Annotated in this window: 3 protein-coding genes and 1 pseudogene; 2 read left to right on the top strand and 2 right to left on the bottom strand. The window is 43.6% G+C overall.

The annotated features are described in order from the left end of the window. Window positions 1-141: 141 nt before the first annotated feature. Window positions 142-1,401, bottom strand: a complete 1,260-nt coding sequence (locus tag HRQ60_RS23135; RefSeq protein ID WP_172200942.1) for a cell wall-binding repeat-containing protein — start codon at window positions 1,399-1,401, stop codon at window positions 142-144. Window positions 1,402-1,639: 238 nt separating this feature from the next. Here HRQ60_RS23135 and cypC point away from each other — a divergent pair, with 238 nt between their 5' ends. After that, on the top strand, window positions 1,640-2,899 hold the full coding sequence (gene cypC, locus HRQ60_RS23130) for a CYP152 family fatty-acid peroxygenase CypC (RefSeq protein ID WP_172200939.1): 1,260 nt from the start codon (window positions 1,640-1,642) through the stop codon (window positions 2,897-2,899). A gap of 173 nt (window positions 2,900-3,072) precedes the next feature. Next, window positions 3,073-3,480, top strand: a pseudogene (locus HRQ60_RS23125) (Tn3 family transposase); the annotation flags it as partial. On the opposite strand, the gene HRQ60_RS23120 reads toward HRQ60_RS23125, so the two are convergent. After that, window positions 3,448-3,909 carry a signal peptidase II gene (locus HRQ60_RS23120; RefSeq protein WP_281358162.1) on the bottom strand — a complete coding sequence of 154 codons (462 nt, stop codon included), beginning with the start codon at window positions 3,907-3,909 and terminating at the stop codon, window positions 3,448-3,450. The pseudogene HRQ60_RS23125 and the gene HRQ60_RS23120 overlap by 33 nt on opposite strands. Window positions 3,910-4,120 lie beyond the last annotated feature (211 nt).

Here is a 4,120-nt window from a genome sequence, read left to right as displayed (position 1 = left end):
CTCGTAAATGTTTAGGCTGGAAGTCGACGCACGAATCGTTTCAGGACGAACTGTTGCACTTGGATTGACAATTCGTCTAATAAAAAGGCCGCATGGATCATATTAAACAATCCTATACAGCCTTTTTGCCTTTTCTTCGGGTTAGTGGTTCATCCCGGGCATATCCTCCGTATTGCCGTTCATTCCACCCATACTTCCATGATCCATCCCTGATGCCGATACAATCTCCAGCATGGTGTCGATTTGCCCCTGAGCTTCAGCAGAAATGGATGCCTGAGAGCCGGTTAGCCAGGCATGGTTATACGGTCCCTCTGTTGGAGATTTCTCATATTTGGGTTGGACAGACATCACGTAAGACATCACCGAATCCGGCATACTGTCCTTTGTTGTCCATAGAAGCGGTGCATGCTTGCCTAAGTGAGAAAAAGGCGCACCCGCAATAGCCAGTCCCGGATTTTCTGGATTTACAAACGAAAAGTTATGCCCAGGTGTTGTAATTCCCCAACCAAATCCGGTTGCTTTGTCCTTATATTGAGCAAAGGCAACAGCGTTAGCATATGGATCATCGCCAGCAATACGTACCACTTTGCCATATTGCTTTATTTGATTGGCTACATTCTGTGAAATGACAGATTCAGGCCCTAAAATATAAATATTGGCCTTTCCTCCCCGGGTTTGTAACGCTTCTTTGGTTTCCTGCGGTATCTCATCTTTCATGACATACAACAGGGGCTCAGGCATATGAGCGATCCAGTTGATGGCCGGCATTGTATACTCAAGACTTTCCATCGATCCAATGATGACGGAAGAAGGATTTTCACCCGCTACTTTAGCGTAATAAGCATCAATGGCTTTAGCCAAAGCTGCAGGATTATCGGCTACAAGTTTGTCCGTTTTGAACCCGAGTTCCTTTGCCTGATCCTCAACTTTTTGATCAAGATCACCAACCAAGATCGCTTGAATTCCCTCGTTACTCTCCACGCCTTTCGGCTTTAATCTTTTCATCTCATTTGCAGTAGCTTCAGGAATACCATCCTGATTGACAAACAAAATCGGGCCATTGCTTGGATGATGGATCAAGTCGGCACTAACAACTGCATTCTGCCAATCATCAGCAGATGTAAGAATAATACTCCCTGGACGGTTATCATCACTGGTTGCCATCCATAACGTTCGCGATACCGACACCGCCGCTTCCACGGGATTATCCGTGTTTATCCGCGTCGTATTTTTTGAGGAAATCCATGGAGTCACGGCTTTTACTTCGGAAACAGTTGTATTACTTGATGGTTGAACCGTATTCTCAGCTTTAGCAGCATTGTCGTTTCCCGAATTGGTGCAGGCCGATAAAATGAACACCGTAACTAATAAAGCTACTCCGAGTTGGACTGGTTTCTTCATAAGCGCCTCCTGTAAATTCTCATTATTTTCTAAATGGGGTCGCGCCCAACAAAACGCAGATTTCGTACGTTAAGCCGGTGAGCCTGTATTTACTAATTAAAACTGAATATGTCAATTACTTTTTTTCATAAACTGGACATTTTTAGGTTATTAGTTTAGGGTTCAGTGTTTTGGGGATAATTTGGAAATAGTTTGCAAAGAATAAGACCATTACTAATGAAAAGAGATGGTGAATGATATGTCAAATACAAATCAAATGCCTCGGGAAGAAGGAATAGACCATACCTTGAGCCTTATGAGAGAAGGATATATGTACATTTTGAACAGACGTCACGGTTTTAATTCTGATGTATTCGAGACCCGATTGTTTGGAAAGAAAGCGATCTGCATGGGAGGAAAGGAAGCTGCGGAAGTTTTTTATAACACTGAGAAATTCAGAAGGAAAGATGCAGCACCAAATCGGGCGGTGCAAACATTGTTAGGCAAGAATGGTGTTCAGGCGTTAGATGGACAGGACCATAGGCATCGAAAAGAAATGTTTATGTCGATCATGTCCCCTGACGGACTTAAAAAACTGACCGACATTACAAAAAATCAGTGGGAAATGGCGGTGGATAAATGGGAACAAATAGATGAAATTATTCTTTATGAAGAAGTACAGGAAATTATGTATAGGACAGCCTGCCAGTGGGCAGGTGTGCCGGTACAAGAAGATGAAGTAAAAAAGCTGACAAAAGATTTGGTAGCGATGTTCGAGTCGCCTGCAGCAATTGGCCCAAAACATTGGCTAGGGAGATATGCACGGAATAAGGTAGAGAAGTCAATCGGAGAACTCATTAATGAGGTTCGTGAAGGGAGAGTGAATCCTCCTGAAAATACTGCATTACACACGTTTTCCTGGCATCGCAATCTGGAAGGGAATCTTCTGGATACCGAGACCGCTGCTGTGGAAGTCATTAATATCTTGAGACCGATCGTGGCGATCGCTATATTCATCAATTTCACTGCACTAGCAGTGCATCATTATCCGGAAGAGAGGGAGAAACTTGAATCTGGCGATGAAAGATATGCTCAGATGTTTGTACAGGAAGTGCGCCGGTTTTATCCGTTTTTTCCGTTTGTCGCGGCACTGGTAAAAAAAGATTTCACCTGGAACAGCTATAAATTTGAAGAAGGAACATTAACTTTGCTGGATATTTATGGCACCAATCATGATCCTAAAATTTGGGAGAACCCTGATGTGTTCAGTCCGGATCGGTTTGCCGAGTGGGAAGGCAGCCCCTTTACCTTCATTCCTCAGGGTGGTGGCGATTACTTAATGGGACATCGCTGTGCCGGTGAGTGGGTCACCATTGAGGTCATGAAAGTGAGCCTTGATTATCTAGCAAATCGAATGGAATATGACATTCCTGACCAGGATTTAAGTTACAGTATGGTCAGTATACCAAGTATTCCCCATAGTAAAGTTGTGATCAAAAATGTTAAACGAAGGATATAATCGTGAATTTCTATTGTAGTATTGCCACTCCAAAAGGATGAAAATTCGATAGAAACGTCCTTGTGGAAAAATGTCCAGTTCAACAAAGTAACCGTGCAAGATGGAGCGATTACGCTTGATATCCATTTACCTGACAGTGCACGGCTTGGATCTAACGGCGAGGATTTGGCACTATGGGGCGTATCGAGAAGACGATCTTCATCCTGGATTACCTTTCGAGCGAGGCGTTGCGGCGGAAAATCCATCGGGGGTTGAACAAAGGGGAAGCCATGAACGTGCTGGCCAGAGCGATCTTTTTCGGCAAACCTGGCGAGCTGCGAGAACGTGCGCTACAAGATCAACTCCAACGGGCAAGTGCATTAAACATAATTATCAATGCGATTAGTGTTTGGAACACGGTTTATCTGCAATAAGCAACAGAACACCGCAAAAAGCAAGGTAAGTTTCAGGAAGAACTACTAAACCATAATTCCCCCCTTGGATGGGAGCATATCAATTTCTTAGGTCAATACAAATTCAATTTCAGGCAAAATTCAACTCTTGATTCATTACGACCGCTGAAACAACAGGAGGTTGAGTGACTGGTGGTCCGGGTTAGCCTGGACCTTGGGGCTTAGAGTAAGAAAAAACGCTATGCTGGACACATCCGAAGGCTTAGCGTATATTTTCGTTAAAATGTTGGCGAGACCCCGATCTACAAAATTCCCCATCGCCGCTCCAAAAATCAGGGCTAATGCATAAGCGAGCAGTGTTTGCTTGCGATAGATTTTACGCAAATAGATGATAATACCAATAAGAACGATGGCCGTCACCACAATGAAAAATAGCCACTGGTTTTGCAAGATGCCAAACGCGGACCCCCGGTTTCGAATAGATGTCAGTTGGATAAAACCCGGAATCAGCGGTATCTTTTGACTGATATCCAAATAAGTCGCTACACTCCATTTAATCAATTGGTCAATGCAAATGCGACAATCGCGACGACATAGTAACGAAGGACATGTACACATCCTTTCAAATAAAGAGTCAGGGGCGCTTCTCCCCTAACTCGTCATAAATGTGTCACTTGGGTTCATCAGGTTTAGTTTTTCCCGTAATTAAATTGACTTTGACCGTCTTAAAGCACCTGAAGGAAGACAAGGATACTAGGGCGTGTTTTAAAACCCGATTCCGCCCAACTATTTCAATAAAATCATCGTCGAAGCCAAATAAACGAAGCTC

This window comes from Saccharibacillus qingshengii (assembly GCF_013185195.1).
In the GTDB taxonomy this organism is placed as follows: Bacteria; Bacillota; Bacilli; order Paenibacillales; family Paenibacillaceae; genus Saccharibacillus; species Saccharibacillus qingshengii.
The sequence above is the reverse complement of the archived record's forward strand: the minus strand, read 5'-3'. Positions and strand labels throughout refer to the sequence as shown.